Consider the following 19,154-nt stretch of genomic DNA (forward strand, 5'->3'; position numbering starts at 1 on the left):
ATCACGCCGAGCCGAAGCCGGACTCGCCCAGTTCGCCGAGAATGCGGTTCAGGTCCTGAATCGATGCGAAATCGATGATCACCTGTCCCTTGCGAGCTCCCAGCGACACCTTGACCCTCGTGTTCAGCCGGTCACCCAGGTTGCCGGCGACCTCATCGAGGTATGCGCGCCGCGAGCCGGGTGTGGGCTGCGCCGAGCGTGACGACGAAGACGACTGGTTCTTCGCAGCCACTTCCGTCGCACGCACCGAAAGATCCTCGTTGACGACCTTGTCAGCGAGGCGCTGCATCGCCTCCGGAGTCTCGAGGCTCAGGATCGCCCTCGCGTGGCCCGCTGTCAGCACGCCTGCCGCCACGCGCTGCTGCACGGGAACCGGCAGTTTGAGCAGACGGATCGTGTTGCTGATCTGAGGACGCGAGCGACCGATCCGAGTCGCCAGCTCCTCCTGCGTGATCCCGAAGTCCTCGAGCAGCTGCTGGTAGGCAGAAGCCTCCTCCAGGGGATTCAGCTCAGAGCGGTGCAGGTTCTCGAGCAGAGCATCGCGGAGCAGATCCTCATCGGCCGTTTCACGCACCACTGCCGGGATCGCGTCGAGACCCGCCTCACGTGCCGCACGCGTGCGGCGCTCGCCCATGATGAGCTCGTACTCGCCCTCCGAGTTCTTGCGCACGACCACGGGCTGCAGCACACCGAACTCGCGCACACTGTGCACGAGCTCCGCGAGGTCTTCGGGATTGAAGTGCGTGCGCGGCTGACGGGGGTTCGGCACGATCTTCTGAGGATCGACCTGGATGAGGTGGATGCCGGGAACGGTCTCGAGCTCGGGAACGTCTTCGGCCACCGTGGCGGTCTCGTCCGTCGAGGGCCGAAGGCTCGCGCCGGGGAAGAACACATCGACCGGACGTTCTGCCTGGTCAGCGGTGGGGATGAGGGCTCCGATCCCCCGGCCCAGTCCAGTGCGCTTCGCCATCATCTCTCCTTGCTCTGCGTCGCTGTGCGCGACGCGATCTCGACGGCTGCCTCGCGGTACGCGACGGCGCCGGCCGATTGCCCATCGTAGGCGATCACGGTCTGTCCGAAACTCGGTGCCTCCGAAACCCGCACCGAACGCGGGATGACGGTGTCGAGCACCTGGTCGGGAAAGTGTGTGCGCACCTCATCAGCCACCTGCTGGGCGAGGCGAGTGCGCCCGTCGAACATGGTCAGCAGGATCGTCGAGAGGTGCAGGTCGGGGTTCAGATGCTTCTGGATCATCTGGATGCTGCCGAGCAGCTGGCTCAGCCCCTCGAGTGCGTAGTACTCGCACTGGATCGGAATGAAGACCTCATCTGCCGCCGTGAAGGCGTTGATCGTCAGGAGCCCCAAAGACGGCGGGCAGTCGATGATGACGAAGTCCATCGGGTGTGCGGCGAGGTACTCGTGCAGCGCCCGGCGCAGACGGTGTTCACGCGCGACCTGTGCGACCAGTTCGATCTCGGCGCCGGCCAGATGGATCGTGCTCGGTGCGCAGAAGAGCTTCTCATCCTCAGGACTCGCCTGCACGATGTCAGCGAGTGGAGCCTCATCAATGAGGACGTCGTAGACGCTCGGGACGTCGCCGCTGTGCGGGACCCCCAGCGCGGTGGATGCGTTGCCCTGCGGATCGAGGTCGATCACGAGCACCTTCGCGCCGAGCCCGGAGAGCGCTGCGGCGATGTTCACGGCGCTCGTCGTCTTACCGACGCCACCCTTCTGGTTCGACACCGTGAGAACCCTGGTCTCCCCCGTGAACTCGACTTTCACCGAGTCCAGCACTCGTCGGCGCGCCGAGAGGTCGGCGATTTCTCGCGCGAGTGGCGTATCCATCCCGAAGGAGTCCTTCGGTGTTGCCTTTTCGGACTGTTTCACGTGAAACATCCACTCCTTTCGGGGCCGTGTTCTACTCTAATCGCTGCGGCCGACCTTGCCCTCTCGGAGGTCTTCCTGTCTGTGGAGTGTGTGGGGGGCTGGCCGGATGCAGCGCGCGATCGGATTGTTCGACGACCGAAGCGCGCGCTGCAGAACGCGTCCTTCCGCTGCGGACCCGGCTCTTCGCGTGACTCTCACCACCCCGCGTCGGTCGGGCTCGCGCCGATCGACACCCGAGACGGCCCATGAGAGCGCTCGTTGTTTCACGTGAAACGTCTGTGTGGAGGTGGCAAAGTGGTGTGCCCGTAGGCGCCATCGATCCGCATCGTCATTTGCCTCACCGTGGTCACGTCAGCGTGGACATCCTCATACCCGGACGCCCGCGACCGGAGGGGCTCCACCACAGCGACGATCCCTACCCTCGCCACGGCGCAGCACTACGACAGCTATGTGCCACTTCCCGTCACAACCACATCCCCACTCACCATGGCATCGTGGATCGTCCACTCCCCCGCCGGCGGCTGTCCCACGAACCAGGCACGACGCACACCGACTCCATGCGCCTGACTTCTTCGCCCGACGTCTTTGCGCTGCCCGCGACAGATCGTGGGGCACCTCGCCGAACTGCATCGTCGCCGATATCGATCTCTGTCTGGGTTGAGGTGGGTCACCGCGGGATCGTGGACCGCACCATGACGCCTGTGCCGGAGCCGCCGACCGTTTTCGCACCGAGCACCGCGCGGTAAGCACAGGTCACTGACGGCGGTGCGTCGTGGACTGCTGTCACCGATCAAGCTCGTCGCGCGGGCGCGCGCGTCCCCTTGCAGAAGTGTCCACCCCGAGTCCTGCCACCACCATGACGCCGAGTCAAAACCCGCGCACCGCTCGCGACGCGGGCATAACCGGCGATGCACCGTGAAGCGTCTTCACCGGCTATGCACGGCGACCGAACTCTTGCGTCCCATCCCCACCCCGCACGCCGAATGCACATCGACCCTCCACGCGTGGCCGGCGGCTTCACATCGATGCCGGCCGTCATCATCACCCTTCGCTCAACTCGGCGGCCGTTCTTGCAGCGAGCACAGCCGACGATGCGTCGCAAAGCGCCGACTCCGGGCAGGCACGGCGACCGAACTCTTTGCTCGAACCATCGAGATCATCATCTCTCCCGCCGACGTCGTGAACCATCGCGGCTTCCTCACGAAGGGCGACGCCCCGATACCCCGCAACTCGCGCTTTGCCGCAAATCGCATGATTCCCGTGGACCCCGGTGACCCACATCACTGAAACTCGAGAGGATCGATCTGGGAGGATTCTCGGCTCGTGAACACGATCTCCTCCCCCAAAACCGGTCGGAACCTCGAAAACTCGCAAAGAGCGCACCTGAAGAACATGCATCACCGCGCGACCGAGCTCTTGCACCGTTTCACGTGGAACACTGCCGAACCGCGTGACGACGGTCACGATCCGAAGATCACGACAGCGATCTCAAGCCTGTGGCGACCGGCTCTCCTGACCGCGCTACCGGTTCCTCACCATGAAGTCGATCAACCTCCGCTGCGATCAATAATGCGCATCAGCTTCCCGCCAACGACGACAGACACTTCTGACACCCGCGAAGACAGACCATCCCCGACCACATGCGATCGGGATCCGCCCAGGATCAGAGCCCCCCCCACCAAGTGGCGGGAGCACCGTTCCCTGGGACACACGGGACATCACATTCAGCGGTCACCATCCGTCCCAAGCCCGATCCCCTACCGATCACCACTCACCCTCACCATGTCCGCCAGCACGCGGATACCCCGGCGCTCGCACTGTTCGCGCGCGTTCACCCTTCCCCGATCGCGGATAGAGGTCGCGTTTCACGTGAAGCATGCGCTGTAGTGAGGAAGCTTGGGTCCCTGGGGGACTCAGAGCGACGCTCATCGATGTGGTTGTGGCCAGCCGGGACGAGTGCGGGTGCGCTCTCGCGAAACAACGCTCGCGACCTGCAAGCGAAGACGTGCAAGACGCGACGGTCGTCGCGAGATTCTTACTGTGATGTGTAGTTCTGGTTGATCCGACAGCCGGTTTGCACGACACTAATCTCACAGTACCCAGCCACGACGAAGTCACTGGCCTAGGCCCCGTCGCCGTCATCACGACTGGTCTACTGCGGGATTCCGGGAGACGGCGTTTCACGTGAAACATGGGGAAGGTGGAACCGCGAGTTCGTGGAACCCTCGGCGAGTTGTCACCTGACGTCGCACAGACGGCCACGACAACAGGCCGTCGTCACATCCCCATCATCGTGAGGACCCATTGCCGCCCACCAGAGGTGGCGTTTCACGTGAAACATGCGCGGTGACGAACTTCCCAGGTCACTGTGCCACCCAAAGGGCGCGCTTGGCAGCGCGATCTCCACAACCACGCACCACGGAGGTGCATGCCCAAATACCCATCTCAGGGTGTGGACCACCTGAAGCCGCACGGAACGCCGTGTTTCTCGTGCAACACGCGCTGCGAGGAGCACGGCCTGTCACATCGGCTCCGACGGGCATTCCTATAGGACTTGTTTCTAGCTGGCCATCACTGAACAGCGCGCTCCACTTCCTCATCTTCATGAGGAACCCGCCGCGACTCCACCACATGTTGTTTCACGTGAAACAACATGTGGTGGCGGGCCAGGAGATTCAATCCTGGGCCCGAAATGGACTCACACTGGAGTTCCCTCTGGCCGGGTAGCGATGGGGCGCCTGCGCCAAGCCGTCATCCTCGCCCGCGACCTGCCGAGACCGCCCTGAACCGTGTTTCACGTGAAACATCCGGAATGACGAGAAATCCCGACCGCTGAGACGACTGGAAGTCCACTCCCCCGCCGTGTACACAGCGAACCACCACATGCGCGTTATCCAGTCCTCGCAGCCTACGGCGCACCATGTTCAGCCTGTGCACGTTCGAGGCGTGGTGTACGTCAGGACGACCACCAGCGACCCGTCCTGACTTACTGCAACATGGCGTTTCACGTGAAACAGACACCGCGGAATGCGTGGCTGTTCACGCGGGTCTACTCGGATCGATCATCATCCGCTCAATGCAGTGATCGATGATCCGTCGCAATCAGTATGGACAGGAGCGTCGATCGTTTGGGTCACGGTGAGCGGGATCACACCACTCGCGACATTGCTGACGAGCCAGGCGTCGTCACTCAGTGGTCTCCCTCACTCGACCTGGTCCATCCGTTTCGCGTGAAACGCAGCGCGGGTCGCGACAGTCCTCCAGCGAAAAGCGGGCCGAGCACGTGCTGGAGCCCGATGTATCGTACGACGATGCATGCCAGTCGCCCGCGCTGAGATCATCAGCGTCGTGGGTGCAGTCTTTCACCGGACCCCGCGGTGTCCTGCGGCTCTCACTCATCCGGCACCGAACTAGAACACGGAGCCATGTGCAGCCGACCGAAACTCGGAAGCACACGGCTACGAGTACGCCGGTGACGCACGATACGCGTAAGTACGCTCGCTTACCGACCGCAAATCCCCAGCCCCCGGCTCACCATCCCGCGGCAAGCGGCTTCACGTGAAACGCCACACCGAACCCAGATAGAGCGACCTGGATGCCACACCCGGTTGGTGGGCATTCGAACCCGGGCCAAGACCACGCAGATCAAGAAGCTCGACCCTCACCCAGCACCACATGTTTCACGTGAAACATGTCACGGCGCGAACGAAGCATCACTGTGCTTCGGATGCCGTCTCAGCGAACGCGCGCCCTCAGCACTCGAGTGCTCTCCGGAAGCAGCCCTTCACCGAGGACCTCGACCCGCACATCAGACAACCGGAACTTCTTGATCTGTTTCTGAGCGGCGTCGATCTCGTTGCCCACGTTCATCCCCTTGAGCAGCACGAGTTCTCCCCCGTCGCGCACGAGCGGGGCCGTGAGCGGGATCAGAGTGCGCAGCGCGCTGACGGCACGAGCGGTGACAGCGTCGAAGCCGTCACTGACCGGCACCTCCTCTGCACGCGCGCGCACGATCTCGACGTTGGACAGCCCCAACGCAGAAACCTGCTCGCCCAGCCAGGCGACCCGGCGCTCCATCGGTTCGATCAGCGTGAACTGCACATCCGGTCGTGCGATGGCGAGCACGACGCCCGGAAGCCCTGCGCCCGATCCGATGTCAGCGACGGTGCCCGAGAAGATCGGCGCAGCGATGGCGCTGTTGAGGATGTGTCGTGTCCACAGTCGCGGAAGCTCCAATGGTCCGATCAGCCCCCGACGCTCACCCTCGTCAGCGAGAGCGGCCGTGAATCGGCGCGCCAGATCGAGCCGGTCGCCGAACAAATGCTCTGCGACCGCGGGCTCAATCTCGACCGTTCCCGTCATGACGTCGCGCGTGCCCGGTAGTGCGTGAGAGGCATCAACGACGGCGGAGAACCGTGTGGCGGTCGGCGCCCTCGCCGTATGATTCAGAGACAAGTCCCTGATCAGCGGCAATATCGTGCACCAGCTTGCGCTCATAGCTCGACATCGCGGGCAGTGACGCCTGTGACGCGCCCTCGTCGAGCTTCGCGGCGGCCGCATTGACCAGAGTCTCCAGCTCTCGACGACGCGCATCGCGTGATCCACCGACATCGAGGATCAGACGCGAGAACGAGCCGGTCTTGTTCTGCACTGCGAGTCGGGTGAGCTCCTGCAGCGCCTGCACCGTGTCAGGAGCCGAGAGAAGAGCGAGCCCGTCACCCTCAGCCTCGACCGACACGTAGGCACGCCCCTGACGCACATCGAGGTTGAGGTCACCATCGATGTCTGCGATATCGAGCAGCTCCTCGAGGTAATCCGCGGCGACGTCGCCCTCGTTCTCGAGCTGAGCCACCGTAGGCTCCTCGGTCTCGATCAGGTTCCCGCTCATGCTGCGCCGCCCTTCTTCTTTGCACGCTTCTTGCCCACCGGCTGCTGACGCTTCGGAGCCGCGGCCTTGGCCTTCTCGGCCTCCTCGAGCAAACGCTGCTGCTCTGCCTCATAGGCAGCCATCGGCACGACCTTGCCCGAAGAATCCAGCGCCTTGCCCTTGCGAGCCAGACGCTCTTCCCGCGCCTTCGCTGCCTCAGACCCCGGCGTGGGCATCTCGCGGATCACAAGGAACTGCTGTCCCATGGTCCACAGGTTCGAGATGAACCAGTACACGACGACACCGAGCGGGAAGAAGATGCCCGAGAAGATGAAGCCCAGCGGAAGGATGTAGAGCATGATCTTCTGCATCTGGTACGCCTGGCCGGTCTTGGCTTCAGGCGACAGGTTCTTCGAGATGATCTGCAGCTGGGTGAAGAACTGCGACGCGATCATGAGCACGACGAGAACGACGAGGATGACGATCGCCACCGTGTTGCCCGCGTCGACCGCGTTGCCGAGCGTCTCATGCAGCGACGCCACTCCGAACAGCTGAGCGTCGTAGAACTGCTCGGTGAGCTCTGCGTTGAGGAGCCCCACGCCACCGATCCCGGCAGCGTGATGCTTGGTGACGTCGTTGAGCACGCTGAAGAGCGCGAAGAAGATCGGCATCTGCACGAGCAGCGGAAGACAGCTCGACATCGGCGTCGTGCCGTGCTTCTTATACAGAGCCATCGTCTCGCGGCTCATCGCCTCACGAGACAGCTGATCCTTCTTGCCGCGGTACTTCTCCTGAACTTTCCGCAGCTCAGGAGCGATTTCCATCATCTTTCGCTGGCTCTTGATCTGCTTCACGAAGAGCGGGATCAGAGCTGCGCGAACCACGATCACGAGGCCGACGATCGACAGCACCCAGGTCAGACCGGATGCCGCAGGAAGCCCCACCGCCGTGAACAGCCAGTGCCATGCCACGAGCACGAGTTCGACGAGCCACTTCAGCGGCCAGAGGATGGTCCCCAGCAGGTCGAAACCGCCGGCGGCAGGCGCCGGCGACGGGGTGGTGCTGGCGAACAGAAGGTCAAGACCCACCGATCAATCCTTTCGGGCAGGGACGACGAAACCGTGAGCGGTCAGGTCATAGCGGAAGTGTTCGTGCGGACGGACGTCATCGACGCCGCCGTGGCTCCAGGGATTGCAACGGAGGATGCGCCATGCCGAGAGCAGCGCTCCCCGCATGGCACCGTGCTGTTGCACCGCACCTACAGCGTAAGCCGAACACGAGGGGTAATAGGCACAGACATCGCCATAGAGCGGAGAGATCACCTTGCGGTACCCGGCGAGAAAACCGAGTACGAGGTTTCGGGGGACCAGCGGGATGCTGCGAACGAGATCCCGGGGGTGAAACTCTGCGCTGCCCGACGACGACGCGGGAAGAGCCGTCATGCTTGCTCCGGGGTCAGACGGCCGAGACAGCGGTTGACGTCTGCGCTGAGCTCGGCGTATGAAGCTGTCGCAGACGCAGGAAGGGCACGGATGACAACATCCGTGCCCTCGGGCACACGCGTGATCGCCTCCGCGCACACCGCTTTCAAGCGTCTGCGAACGGAGTTGCGCACCACGGCGGTGCCTACCTGCTTGCTGATGATGAAACCGAACCTCGCGGCTCTGCTCTCGCCCGTCGTCAGCATCGAGGTGACGACGCGCGCCCCGCCACAACGTGATCCACGTCGAACGACCAGTCGATAGTCGCTCCCGCGGGTCAGGCGAAACGGGCGGGCGAGCACAGCGGTCTACGCGGAGAGCTCGGTACGGCCCTTCGCGCGACGAGCCGACAGGATCGCGCGGCCGGCACGGGTGCGCATGCGAAGACGGAAACCGTGCTTCTTGGCGCGACGACGGTTGTTGGGCTGGAAGGTGCGCTTGCTCATGGAATCACTCCGGGAATGCTGCCACCGGGATCATTTTGACCGGAGACATAGGGATCTGCCGTTCAGGCATAAGTCAACCGATTAAGGGTACGTCTTGACGGCGCGCAGAGCAAATCTGCGCGCTTCGGCACGGGACCCGATGAACGATCCGCACAGCCATTATCCACAGCCTTGCGCTGCACGGATGCGCAACACGCGCGCGTATTCACAGGGCAGGTTGCCGATCACAGCCGCGGTGACTACCGTGGCATCCGAAGTTATCCACAGGGAGACGCCCGTCGCCGAACCCTCCCCGATCCCCCAGCTCCGGAGCGTCATGTCATCACCTGCCCAGCCCGACGTTCCCATCTGGACCACGGTGCAGGAGCTGCTCGAAGCCGATGACCGCGTGACGCCGCAGCTCCAAGGTTTCCTCAGTCTCGCTGTTCCCGCGGGAGTGATGGCCGCGACCCTCTATCTCGAGGTTCCGAACGATCTGACCGCCGCGCAGATCAACAAGCGTCTGCGTCTGCCGATCATGGAAGCCCTCTCCCACATCGGCGACGAGGTCACCTCGTATCGGGTGGTCGTGAATCACGAGCTCGCCGAGCAGCCGACCGCTCCCATTGCGGTGGCCGACTTCGGGCGGCAGGAGAACGTGCGCATCGAGTCGCCGATGGAACAGCCGACACCACTGCGGCACGAATCCAGGCTGAACCCGAAGTACACGTTCGACAACTTCGTGATCGGCCAGTCCAACCGCTTCGCGCATGCCGCCGCGGTCGCCGTGGCCGAGGCGCCCGCAAAGGCGTACAACCCTCTCTTCATCTACGGGGACTCAGGCCTCGGCAAGACCCACCTCCTGCACGCGATCGGCGACTACGCCCAGTCGCTCTATGCGGGAGTGAAGGTGCGCTACGTCTCGAGCGAGGAATTCACCAACGACTTCATCAACTCGATCGCGAACAACCGCGGAGCGGCATTCCAGGCTCGATATCGCGAAGTCGACATCCTCCTGATCGATGACATCCAGTTCCTGCAGGGTCGTGCCGAGACGCAGGAGGCGTTCTTCCACACCTTCAACACACTTCACGACCACAACAAGCAGGTGGTGATCACCAGCGACGTCGCACCGAAGCACCTGACGGGTTTCGAGGATCGGATGCGCAGCCGCTTCGAGTGGGGCCTCATCACCGATGTGCAGGCGCCCGACCTCGAGACGCGCATCGCGATCCTGCGCAAGAAGGCGCAGAGCGAGGCACTGCACATCCCCGACGAGGTGCTCGAATACATCGCCACCGTCGTCTCGTCGAACATCCGGGAACTCGAGGGCGCGCTGATCCGTGTGTCCGCCTTCGCCAGCCTCAATCGCTCGGCGCTCGACATCTCTCTGGCCCAGACCGTGCTGCGTGACATCATCGACACGGCCGAAGACAACATCATCTCACCGACCGACATCATCACGGCGACCGCGCAGTACTTCAAGCTGACCGTCGACGACCTCTACGGCTCGAGTCGATCGCAGCAGATCGCCACGGCACGGCAGATCGCGATGTATCTGTGCCGAGAACGCACCAGCCTCTCGTTGCCCAAGATCGGTCAGCTCTTCGGCAACCGCGATCACACGACCGTCATGTACGCCTATAAGAAGATCAGCGAGCTCATGAAAGAACGCCGGTCGATCTACAACCAGGTGACGGAGATCACCACGCAGCTCGGTCGTCGCTGATCAGAGCACGTCTCTCGAGAAGGGGGTCACAGCGTCCGCAAGGATGCTGTGACCCCCTTCTCGTGCGTGCGACGCGCCGTTGCGGAAACGGATCGATGCTGTTTTGCACATGTGGATAACTTGTGGATGGATGGGGATGACCTCGGGAGGAACATGGGAGAAATCGACTGACCTGTGGATAACTCCTGCATGCCCCGAAGCGCATCGGAGGCTCCCCACCCGCGTAATCCTCAGGGATTCCACAAGTGACAACCGTGTAGTTCCCTACTCGCGTCTGCTTTCCACCGAGTTATCCACAGTATCCACAGGTGTTAACACCGTTAAGGAGTTAATTCAATTCAGGGGCGATCCGATCACCAGACGGTGTGGAAACCCGACGGCGCCGCCGGAAACACAGAGACGTAGGGATCGGTGCGACTCTGGGGCTAGCATGGGAAGCCCTGCACCGGCAGGAACGATGACGACGCGTCTCAGAACGACGACAAGGGAGCACCCGTGAGGTTTCAGGTCAACCGCGATGTCTTCAGCGAGGCTGTGTCCTTCGTCGTCAAGCTGCTTCCTCAGCGCAATCCGCAGCCGATCCTCGCCGGTGTCCTGATCGAGGCGGACGGTGCCGGCCTCACGCTGTCGGCATTCGACTACGAGGCATCCGCACGCACGACCATCGAAGCGACGGTCGAGACTCCGGGCACGATCCTGGTGCACGGCCGCCTTCTGTCGGACATCGCGAACCGCCTGCCGAACGCTCCCATCGAGATCGCCGTCGAAGACGACGGAAGCATCTCGGTCACCTGTGGCTCGGCGCGCTTCACTCTGGCCGCCATGCCCGTCGAGGAATATCCCTCGATCCCCGAGGTCTCGGGCTCGTCGGGCGTCGTTCCCGCCGATGACTTCGGAACCGCGATCGCACAGGTCGGATTCGCAGCCTCTCGCGACGACGTGACGCCCGTCCTCACCGGCGTGCAGCTCGAAGTCTCGGGTCAGACGCTCAGCCTGGTCGCCACCGACCGCTACCGGGTGTCACTGCGCGATGTGCCGTGGGACGGCGAGGCCGTCGAGGCCACCGCACTCGTGCCGGCACGTACTCTGCTCGAAGTCGGCAAGACCTTCGGGCATGCGGGCACGATCCAGATCGCGTTCTCGGGCGCCGGCGACCGCGAGATCATCGCCTTCACCGCGGGCAACAAGACCGTCACCTCGCTGCTGATCAAGGGGAACTTCCCGCCGGTTCGTCGGCTGTTCCCCGAGCAGACCGATCACTACGCGGTCGTGAACACCGCCGACCTCGTCGAGGCCGTGCGTCGTGTGTCGCTCGTGCTCGATCGTGCCGCGCCTCTGCGTTTCACCTTCGCGAGTGACGGCGTGACGATGGATGCATCGGGCAGCGAGCACGCTCGTGCCTCGGAATCCGTCGACGCGATCCTCTCGGGCGGCGACGAGGTGACTCTCGGACTCAACCCCCAGTACCTGATCGAGGCACTCGGCGCGGTGAAGAGCGAGTTCGTGCGAGTCACGTTCACCTCGAGCGACAATGCGAACAAGCTCAGCCCCGTGCTGATCACGAGCCAGACCTCGGTCGATCAGGCCGGGCTCGACTCCTTCAAGTACCTGCTGCAGCCGAACCTCCTGCTGCGCTGAGCGGTCGGCGGCGCGGCACACCCGCAGCATCCTGTGTCTGAGGCCGAAGGTAGGCTGACTCCGTGATTGTGGAGCACCTGAGTCTGGTCGATTTCCGCAATTACGCGACCGCCGAGCTGGCTCTTCACCGCGGGCCCAACGTGCTGGTGGGCAGAAACGGTCAAGGCAAGACCAACCTCGCCGAGGCCGTCGTCTTCCTCGCCACGCTCGGATCCCACCGTGTGTCGTCCGACGCCCCTCTGGTCCGCGACGGCCAGGAGTACGCGATCATCCGCGCCCGCCTCTCACATGGCGAACGGCGCGTACTCGTCGAGCTTCAGCTGAACAAGCAGGGTGCGAACAAGGCTCGTATCAACGGATCGCCATCGAAGACGAACGAATTGCCTCGCTATGCGCATGTCGTGCTGTTCGCGCCGGAAGACCTGCAGATCGTGCGCGGAGATCCGTCGGCCCGCCGCCGATTCGTCGATCAGCTGCTGATCCAGCGCACTCCGCGCATGGCGTCGGTGCTCTCCGACTACGACCGGGTGCTCAAGCAACGCAACGCCCTGCTCAAATCGGCGCGAGCTCGCGGCATCAAGAGTGAAGGACTCAGCACGCTCGATGTCTGGGACGACAAGCTCGTCTCTCTCGGCGCCGAGATCATCGGAGCGCGGCAGCGTCTCGCGGCTGATCTCCAACAGCCGGTCGCCGACGCGTACGCAGCGATCGCCGGTGAGGATCACCGCCCGCGACTCGATTGGGCTCTCTCGGTCCGGGGCGCGGATCCCGAAGAGGGGGAGTCGCCGGAGGGTGAGGCCGAGGGCGCGCTGAGTACGACGACGCTGGCCGAGATGTTCCACGCGGCGCTGCTGGCGAAGCGGTCGAACGAGCTCGAACGCGGGCTCACCCTCACAGGACCTCACCGAGACGACCTCGTGCTCCGAGTTCGCGATCTTCCGGTCAAGGGCTATGCATCGCACGGTGAGTCGTGGTCTGTGGCCCTCGCTCTGCGACTCGCGTCGGCCGAACTCCTTCGCAGCGAATCACCCGCGGGCGACCCGGTGCTGATCCTCGATGACGTGTTCGCCGAGCTCGACGCCGACCGCCGTCAGCGGCTGGCATCGCTGACGGCGGGCTACGAGCAGGTGGTGGTCACGGCCGCCGTGGAGGAGGATATTCCCGAGGTCCTGCACGCGCACGTCGTCAGGATCACCGCGGGCACCATCAGCGATGAGCGGTCTGTTCGAGACGAGAGTTCGTCCGAGCAGACACGACCGAGCAATGCGGATCCGACGGATCCCGTGACGGAGGAGGCGGAGACCGATGTCTGACATCGCAGCGGTTCCGGCTGTCGAGACTCCTGAGACGGTGGCGACGTATCTTCGCCTGAGGGGTCTGAAGCCCAGTTCGAAGAACTGGAAGCGCAAGCGTCGCATCGTCGACGACGATGACAATGCTCCTTTCACCCCCGGCCGTGATCCGGGCACTCTCGGAGCAGTGCTCGACAGACTGACCCGGGATGCGGGGTGGGAGACGACGCTCGCTCGGGAGGACCTCGTCCGGCAGTGGGCCGACCTTGCGGGAGCAGACACCGCGAAGCACTCTGAGCCGGTGTCTCTCGAGCGCGGGGTGCTGACGGTGAAATGCGATTCGACCGCCTGGGCGAAGAACCTCCAGTTCATGCGCGGGACCATCCTGACGGAGATCGGCCGACGGTATCCGTCAGCGGGCGTCGAGAACCTCCGCTTCATAGGACCGGACGTTCCCTCCTGGAAATGGGGTCCGAGAGTCGTTCCAGGGCGTGGCCCACGCGATACCTACGGGTAGGACACCACGCAAGGGGTCCGACACGCTCAGAGGGCCACAGGTGGCCGCTGAGCCGCATCTCGACACGAAAGACCGCTAGACTGGGAGTTCGTGATATCGATGTGGAGAATGCTCTCTGATGACGCCTGAATCCCCCGCTGACGAGACGGAATCGACCGACGGAGACGTCTCGACGGCCTCCGCCTCCGGGTCTTCCGAACTCTCACCCAAGGTGAAGCAGCCCGGCGAGTACGGTGCCGACTCTATTCAGATCCTCGAAGGTCTCGAAGCGGTCCGCAAACGACCCGGTATGTACATCGGATCCACGGGTCCCCGCGGCCTCCACCACCTGGTCTACGAGATCGTCGACAACTCGGTCGACGAAGCCCTCGCCGGCTACGCCGACACGATCTTCGTCACGCTGCTCGAAGACGGCGGTGTGCGTGTGATCGACAACGGTCGCGGCATCCCCGTCGACCCGCACTCCTCCGACCCGTCGAAGTCGACGGTCGAGGTCGTCCTGACGATCCTGCACGCCGGCGGAAAGTTCGGCGGCGGCGCCTACGCCGTGTCCGGCGGTCTGCACGGTGTCGGATCCTCTGTGGTGAACGCGCTGTCGACCAGGTTCGACGTCGAGGTGAAGCAGAAGGGCTTCGTCTGGCACCACAGCTTCGCGAACGGCGGTGTGCCCCAGCAGCAGCTCGAGAAGGGAGAGCCCACCGACGAGACCGGTACGGCGATCACCTTCTGGCCGGACGCCGAGATCTTCCAGGAGACGACGGACTTCGACTACGACACCCTGCGCACGCGCTTCCAGCAGATGGCGTTCCTCAACAAGGGACTCCGCATCGAGCTGTCGGACGAACGACCGGGCTCCGCGATCGAGACCGAGGTCGAGGGACAGCTCGTCGTCTCGCAGCCCCGCGACGTCTTCTTCTACGAGCGCGGCCTGGTCGACTATGTCGAATACCTCAACAAGGTGCGCCACGCCGAGGTGGTCAACGACGAGATCATCGCGTTCGAGTCAGAGGACACCGAGCGCAAGATCTCGCTCGAGGTCGCGATGCAGTGGACCACCTCGTACACCGAGAACGTCTTCACCTACGCGAACACGATCAACACGCATGAGGGTGGGACGCACGAAGAGGGCTTCCGTGCTGCGCTCACGACGCTGGTGAACAAGTACGCCCGTGCGAACGGCCTTCTGAAGGAGAAAGACGACAATCTTTCGGGCGACGACGTGCGCGAGGGACTGACCGCAGTCATCTCGATCAAGCTCGGAGAGCCGCAGTTCGAGGGGCAGACCAAGACCAAGCTGGGCAACACCGAAGCCAAGGCCTTCGTGCAGAAGGTGGTCGGGGACCAGCTCGGCGATTGGTTCGGCCGCAACCCGGTGCAGGCCAAGAACGTGATCCGCAAGGCGATCGACGCGGCGACCGCTCGTCTGGCTGCGCGCAAGGCCCGCGAGACCGCGCGCCGCAAGAGCGTGTTCGAGTCGGCGGCGATGCCCGACAAACTCAAGGACTGCACCAGCAAGGATCCTTCGATCAGCGAGATCTTCCTCGTCGAGGGTGACTCGGCCGGCGGTTCGGCGGTGCAGGGTCGTGACCCGCACACGCAGGCGATCCTCGCGCTGCGAGGCAAGATCCTCAACGTCGAGCGCGCGCGCCTCGACAAGGCTCTCGGCAACAAGGAAGTCCAGGCGATGATCCAGGCCTTCGGCACGGGAATCGGCGAGGAATTCGATATCGAGAAGGCTCGGTATCACAAGATCGTGCTGATGGCGGATGCCGATGTCGACGGCCAGCACATCACGACGCTGCTGCTGACGCTGCTCTTCCGCTACATGCGCGGGCTCATCGAGGCCGGGTTCGTGTATCTCGCGATGCCGCCGCTCTACCGGCTCAAGTGGACCAACCAGCCCCATGAGTACGTCTTCAGCGACGCCGAGCGCGATGCGCTGCTGAAGTTCGGACTCGACAACGGCAAGCGGATCCCGAAGGACGCCGGCATCCAGCGTTACAAGGGTCTGGGCGAGATGAACGCCAAGGAGCTGTGGGAGACCACGATGGACCACACCACCAGGACCCTGCGCCAGGTGACCATCGAGGATGCCGCAGCCGCCGACGAGATCTTCAGCGTGCTGATGGGTGAGGACGTCGAGTCGCGCCGCAGCTTCATCCAGCGCAATGCCAAGGATGTCCGCTTCCTCGACATCTAGAACAGGCGAGCGCAGCGAGCAACCCTGGTCGTTGAGCGAGCGAAGCGAGTCGGAACGTCGCGAGCCGCTCTCGGAAACCAACGAAGAGAACACACATGACTGACGAAGTACGCCCCGAGCCGGAACACGAGCACGGCAAGATCGACCAGGTCGACCTGCAGTCCGAGATGCAGCGCAGCTATCTCGACTACGCGATGGCCGTGATCGTCGGCCGTGCGCTGCCCGACGTGCGCGACGGACTCAAGCCCGTGCACCGCCGCGTGATCTACGGCATGTACGACGGCGGATTCCGCCCCGACAAGTCGTTCTCCAAGTGCGCTCGTGTCGTCGGCGAGGTCATGGGTCAGTACCACCCGCACGGTGACTCGGCGATCTACGACGCTCTCGTGCGCCTCGTGCAGCCCTGGTCTCTGCGCTACCCGCTGGCTCTGGGACAGGGCAACTTCGGCTCGCCCGGAAACATGGGTGCCGCGGCCCCTCGATACACCGAGACCAAGATGGCTCCGCTCGCGCTCGAGATGGTGCGCGACATCGAAGAGGACACGGTCGACTTCACCGACAACTACGACGGTCAGACGCAGGAGCCGACGGTCCTGCCGGCGCGTTTCCCGAACCTGCTCGTCAACGGCTCGGTCGGCATCGCGGTCGGCATGGCGACCAACATCCCCCCGCACAACCTTCGTGAGGTCTCGGCTGCGGCACTGTGGGCGCTCGAGAACCCGGGTCTCCCGCGCGAGGAGCTGCTCGACGGGCTGATCCAGCGCATCCCCGGCCCTGACTTCCCGACCGGCGCTCAGATCCTCGGCACGAAGGGCGTGCAGGAGGCATATCGCACGGGTCGCGGGTCGATCACGATGCGCGCGGTCGTCAACGTCGAAGAGATCCAGGGCCGCACCTGCCTCGTCATCACCGAGCTCCCGTATCAGGTGAACCCCGACAACGTAGCGGTCAAGATCGGCGATCTGGCTCGCGACGGCAAGATCACCGGCATCGCCGACATCCGCGACGAGTCGTCCGACCGCACGGGTCAGCGTCTCGTCGTCGTGCTCAAGCGCGACGCCGTCGCGAAGGTCGTGCTCAACAACCTGTACAAGCACACGCAGCTGCAGGAGAACTTCGGCGCGAACATGCTCGCGATCGTCGACGGCGTGCCCCGCACCCTCGCGATCGACGGGTTCGTGACCTACTGGATCACCCACCAGCTCGAAGTCATCGTCCGCCGCACGCGCTTCCGCCTCGCGAAGGCCGAGCGTCGTATGCACATCCTGCGCGGATACCTGAAGGCGCTGGATGCGCTCGACGAGGTCATCGCCCTGATCCGTCGCTCGGCGACGGTCGAGGATGCTCGCGACGGTCTGAAGACGCTCCTCGACATCGACGACGACCAGGCCCAGGCCATCCTCGACATGCAGCTGCGTCGCCTCGCAGCTCTCGAGCGGCAGAAGATCCTCGACGAGGCAGCCGAGCTCGAGCGACTGATCGCCGAGTACCAGGCGATCCTGGCCGATGAGGCGCTGCAGCGCGACATCATCCGCGAAGAGCTCACCGGCATCGTCGACCGCTTCGGCGACGACCGTCGCACGCACATCCTGCACGGATTCGACGGCGACGTGTCGATGGAAGACCTCATCGCCGAAGAGGAGATGGTCGTCACCATCACGCGCGCCGGCTACATCAAGCGCACGCGCAGCGACAACTACCGGTCGCAGCACCGCGGAGGCAAGGGCATCAAGGGCGCCCAGCTGCGTGCCGATGACATCGTCGAGCACTTCTTCGTGACCACGACGCACCACTGGCTGCTGTTCTTCACCGACAAGGGTCGTGTCTACCGCGCGAAGACCTATGAGGTGCCCGAGGCCGGACGTGACGCGAAGGGCACGCACGTCGCGAACCTGCTGGCGCTGCAGCCCGACGAGAACATCGCTCAGGTGCTCGACATCCGCGACTACGAGGTGGCCGACTACCTGGTGCTCGCGACCCGCGACGGCCTCGTCAAGAAGACGAGCCTCTCGAGCTATGACACGAACCGCCAGGGCGGCGTCATCGCTATCCGTCTGAACGACGACGACGAGCTCGTCTCGGCGCTGATGGTGAACGCCGAGGACGACATCCTGCTGATCAGCCGCAAGGGGATGTCGGTGCGGTTCAGCGCCACCGACGAGGCTCTGCGTCCCATGGGGCGTGCGACCGCCGGTGTGAAGGGCATGAAGTTCCGCGATGGCGACAGCCTGCTCTCGGCGTCGGTCGCGGCGCTCGGCCAGTACGTGTTCGTGGTGACCGACGGCGGCTACGCCAAGCGCACCGCGATCGAGGAATACCGCGTCCAGGGACGCGGTGGATTCGGCATCAAGGTCGCCAAGCTGCACGACGATCGAGGCACTCTCGCGGGTGGTCTCATGGTGTCGGAGGACGACGAGGTCTTGGTGGTTCTCTCCAGCGGCAAGGTGGTACGCTCTGCCGTGGCCGAGGTGCCCGCCAAGGGGCGCGACACCATGGGAGTGGTGTTCGCACGGACGACGGAAGCCGACCGGATCCTCGCCATCGCCCGCAACGGTGAGCGGGGCCTCACCGAGGACGATGCATCGGATGAGGCGGAGGCGGACTCCCCCACCACCTCCCCCGACACGACCGAGAACCCTGAGGAAGCAGACGTATGAGCACGGTAGCCGACAAGCTGGCGAAGAAGTCGACCCGTAAGACCGGAGGAAAGCAGGTTCGCCTGCGCCTCGTCTATGTCGACTTCTGGTCGGCCGTGAAGCTCTCCTTCCTGGGGGCCGTCGCGTTGGCGATCGTCACCATGGTGTCGTTCTTCCTGATCTACCTCGTGCTGCAGGCGACGAACGTCATCAGCCAGGCCGACGAGTTCGTCGGCACGATCACCAGCGACTCGGTGCGCATCTCAGAGGTCGCGGGTCTGCCGCAGGTCATGGCCTTCGCAGCCGTCGTCTCGATCCTGAACCTGATCGTCTTCACGGTTCTCGGCGCGGTCGTCGCCGGCATCTACAACGTCGCGGTGAAGGTGACCGGCGGTCTGCTCGTCGGATTCACCTCGAACTGAGCCGACCCACACACGAATCGAAGGGCGGATGCTTCGGCATCCGCCCTTCTTCTGTGTCTG

Annotated in this window: 16 protein-coding genes; 7 read left to right on the plus strand and 9 right to left on the minus strand. The window is 64.0% G+C overall.

Annotation, left to right across the window (positions count from 1 at the left end; translation table 11 throughout):
* Nucleotide 1: 1 nt before the first annotated feature.
* The 9 genes from AC3WS6_RS02155 to rpmH form a co-directional block, all read right to left on the minus strand.
* Nucleotides 2-970: a ParB/RepB/Spo0J family partition protein gene (locus tag AC3WS6_RS02155; RefSeq protein WP_492499430.1), complete on the minus strand. Its 969-nt coding sequence runs from the start codon at nt 968-970 to the stop codon at nt 2-4.
* Nucleotides 970-1,845: a ParA family protein gene (locus AC3WS6_RS02160; protein ID WP_492499431.1), complete on the minus strand. Its 876-nt coding sequence runs from the start codon at nt 1,843-1,845 to the stop codon at nt 970-972. Before AC3WS6_RS02160 ends, AC3WS6_RS02155 begins: the two co-directional genes overlap by 1 nt.
* A 1,083-nt stretch (nt 1,846-2,928) precedes the next feature.
* Nucleotides 2,929-3,351 (minus strand): hypothetical protein, encoded by a 423-nt coding sequence (locus AC3WS6_RS02165; protein ID WP_492499432.1) that lies wholly within the window; start codon nt 3,349-3,351, stop codon nt 2,929-2,931.
* Between the two features lie 2,271 nt (nt 3,352-5,622).
* Entirely contained in the window at nt 5,623-6,249 is a 627-nt protein-coding gene (gene rsmG, locus AC3WS6_RS02170) for a 16S rRNA (guanine(527)-N(7))-methyltransferase RsmG (protein ID WP_492499433.1), read from the minus strand.
* Nucleotides 6,250-6,283: 34 nt separating this feature from the next.
* Complete coding sequence (locus AC3WS6_RS02175; protein ID WP_492499434.1) at nt 6,284-6,775, minus strand: Jag family protein; 492 nt, start codon at nt 6,773-6,775, stop codon at nt 6,284-6,286.
* Entirely contained in the window at nt 6,772-7,842 is a 1,071-nt protein-coding gene (gene yidC, locus AC3WS6_RS02180; RefSeq protein WP_492499435.1) for a membrane protein insertase YidC, read from the minus strand. The genes AC3WS6_RS02175 and yidC overlap by 4 nt, the downstream gene beginning before the upstream one ends.
* 3 nt (nt 7,843-7,845) lie before the next feature.
* Entirely contained in the window at nt 7,846-8,196 is a 351-nt protein-coding gene (yidD, locus tag AC3WS6_RS02185; protein WP_492499436.1) for a membrane protein insertion efficiency factor YidD, read from the minus strand.
* The gene (gene rnpA / locus AC3WS6_RS02190) at nt 8,193-8,537 is read right to left on the minus strand and encodes a ribonuclease P protein component (protein ID WP_492499437.1); all 345 of its coding nucleotides are present in this window, start codon (nt 8,535-8,537) and stop codon (nt 8,193-8,195) included. The genes yidD and rnpA overlap by 4 nt, the downstream gene beginning before the upstream one ends.
* A 6-nt stretch (nt 8,538-8,543) precedes the next feature.
* Complete coding sequence (rpmH, locus tag AC3WS6_RS02195) at nt 8,544-8,681, minus strand: 50S ribosomal protein L34 (RefSeq protein WP_022889115.1); 138 nt, start codon at nt 8,679-8,681, stop codon at nt 8,544-8,546.
* A gap of 316 nt (nt 8,682-8,997) precedes the next feature.
* Between rpmH and dnaA the strand changes: the two genes are divergently transcribed.
* The 7 genes from dnaA to AC3WS6_RS02230 all read left to right on the plus strand — a co-directional run bounded on the left by dnaA (nt 8,998) and on the right by AC3WS6_RS02230 (nt 19,094).
* Entirely contained in the window at nt 8,998-10,389 is a 1,392-nt protein-coding gene (dnaA, locus tag AC3WS6_RS02200; protein ID WP_492499438.1) for a chromosomal replication initiator protein DnaA, read from the plus strand.
* A 495-nt stretch (nt 10,390-10,884) separates the two neighbouring features.
* Complete coding sequence (gene dnaN, locus AC3WS6_RS02205) at nt 10,885-12,027, plus strand: DNA polymerase III subunit beta (RefSeq protein WP_492499439.1); 1,143 nt, start codon at nt 10,885-10,887, stop codon at nt 12,025-12,027.
* A 62-nt stretch (nt 12,028-12,089) separates the two neighbouring features.
* Nucleotides 12,090-13,340, plus strand: coding sequence for a DNA replication/repair protein RecF (recF, locus tag AC3WS6_RS02210; RefSeq protein ID WP_492499440.1), 1,251 nt, complete (start codon nt 12,090-12,092; stop codon nt 13,338-13,340).
* Nucleotides 13,333-13,836: a DciA family protein gene (locus AC3WS6_RS02215; protein ID WP_201470545.1), complete on the plus strand. Its 504-nt coding sequence runs from the start codon at nt 13,333-13,335 to the stop codon at nt 13,834-13,836. The genes recF and AC3WS6_RS02215 overlap by 8 nt, the downstream gene beginning before the upstream one ends.
* A 118-nt stretch (nt 13,837-13,954) precedes the next feature.
* Nucleotides 13,955-16,036 (plus strand): DNA topoisomerase (ATP-hydrolyzing) subunit B, encoded by a 2,082-nt coding sequence (gene gyrB / locus AC3WS6_RS02220; protein ID WP_492499441.1) that lies wholly within the window; start codon nt 13,955-13,957, stop codon nt 16,034-16,036.
* 95 nt (nt 16,037-16,131) lie between these two features.
* Entirely contained in the window at nt 16,132-18,693 is a 2,562-nt protein-coding gene (gyrA, locus tag AC3WS6_RS02225) for a DNA gyrase subunit A (RefSeq protein ID WP_492499442.1), read from the plus strand.
* Nucleotides 18,690-19,094, plus strand: a complete 405-nt coding sequence (locus tag AC3WS6_RS02230; protein ID WP_201470543.1) for a DUF3566 domain-containing protein — start codon at nt 18,690-18,692, stop codon at nt 19,092-19,094. The genes gyrA and AC3WS6_RS02230 overlap by 4 nt, the downstream gene beginning before the upstream one ends.
* The last annotated feature ends 60 nt before the right edge of the window (nt 19,095-19,154 follow it).

This window comes from Microbacterium sp. EB106-03-03-XG65 (genome assembly GCF_058791955.1).